The organism is Spiroplasma sp. Moj, from assembly GCF_016082285.1.
Lineage (GTDB): Bacteria > Bacillota_I > Bacilli_A > Mycoplasmatales > Mycoplasmataceae > Spiroplasma > Spiroplasma phoeniceum.
The window spans coordinates 1-1261 of the sequence record NZ_MQTY02000106.1; the positions used below are offsets into that span (position 1 = coordinate 1).

The following is a 1261-nucleotide window of genomic DNA, read 5'->3' on the forward strand; positions in this document are numbered from 1 at the left end:
AGTATCTTTTTAAAAATATTTACAATTATTTTAATAGGTTATGCAAGAAGTCTATTATTATTTTTAGGGGAGGTTATTTAAAAATGGATTTAAAACAAGAAAAGTTTTTGTTTACAGATGGAGAAGAACATCTTATTACTGATTTTCAAAAAGAAAAGGGCTATATTTTTTATTTTTTTCCGAAAGCAGCAACACCAGGCTGTACTTTAGAAACAGTTGCTTATAATCGTTATTATCAAAAATTTTTAACTGATGGTTATAATGTTATTGGTATTAGTCGTGATAATTTAAAAAAAACAAACTAAGTTTCAAAATGATAATAATGTTAGTTTTCCCATGTTATGTGATATTGATTCTAAATTATGTGAAATGTTTGATGTCTTGAAAGAAAAGAAAATGTTTAATAATGTTTATCTTGGCATTGAACGAAGCACTTTTTTGCTGGATAATGATTTTAAGATTATCCAAGAATGACGGAAAGTTAAACCAGTTGAACATATTAAAACAGTATTGTCAGTAGTAACAAAAACTGATTTAAATAATAAATCTTAGTGTTATATTTATATTATTTTAGTAATAATTAGCATTGTAATGTAAGTTTTTAGGAGACAAAATATTTAAAATTACGAAAGAGTTTTAATATGGTACAAAATTTAATAAACTTATCAACAAATTTTAAATATAATGGTTTATCTAACCAAAAAATTATTAGACTTCTTGCATAACCTAGTTATTTTAAANNTNNTNTATAGGAATTTTAAAATAACTAGGTTATGCAAGAAGTCTATTTAATAACATTTTCTAAAAAACAATTTTAATTGTTTTTTTNCTTTTTTAAAGATTAAATAACTCCTAAAATATTTAAATTTTGTTATAATATAATATGTNCAAATATAAAAACGATTTAAGAATTAAAGAAAAAATTTAAAGTAGGTTTCTTTACTTAGCAAGATAAATTTATATAACTTAATTAATAAATTTTTTAATATAAGGAGAATTAGTGCAAAAAATATTTTAATATACTAAAAGTATCTTCTAATTTTANNNATAAGTTATTGAAGCAAAAAANTAAAAAGGGTTACTTTTAATTGACAAAGTAGTTTTAAAACAATTAGAAGTATATAANGAGAAAAGGATACGTAATGAAATTTATTGATGTTGCAACAATTAAATTATTTGCAGGAAAAGGCGGTGATGGTGCCGTTGCTTTTCATCGTGAATTATATGTGCCAAAANGTGGTCCTTCGGGTGGCGATGGTGG

General features: G+C 23.0%; 3 protein-coding genes (1 of these 3 cut by a window edge). All 3 read left to right on the forward strand.

Annotated features, from left to right (window positions below; translation table 4 throughout):
• Positions 1-83: 83 nt before the first annotated feature.
• Positions 84-305 (forward strand): redoxin domain-containing protein, encoded by a 222-nt coding sequence (locus BST80_RS04640; protein ID WP_415746176.1) that lies wholly within the window; start codon positions 84-86, stop codon positions 303-305.
• Between the two features lie 31 nt (positions 306-336).
• Positions 337-552: a hypothetical protein gene (locus tag BST80_RS04645; protein ID WP_415746177.1), complete on the forward strand. Its 216-nt coding sequence runs from the start codon at positions 337-339 to the stop codon at positions 550-552.
• 590 nt (positions 553-1142) lie between these two features.
• On the forward strand, positions 1143-1261 hold part of the coding region annotated (gene obgE / locus BST80_RS04650; protein WP_415746178.1) for a GTPase ObgE (this coding region is incomplete at its 3' end). The annotated region continues 880 nt past the right edge of the window; 119 of 999 annotated nt are visible.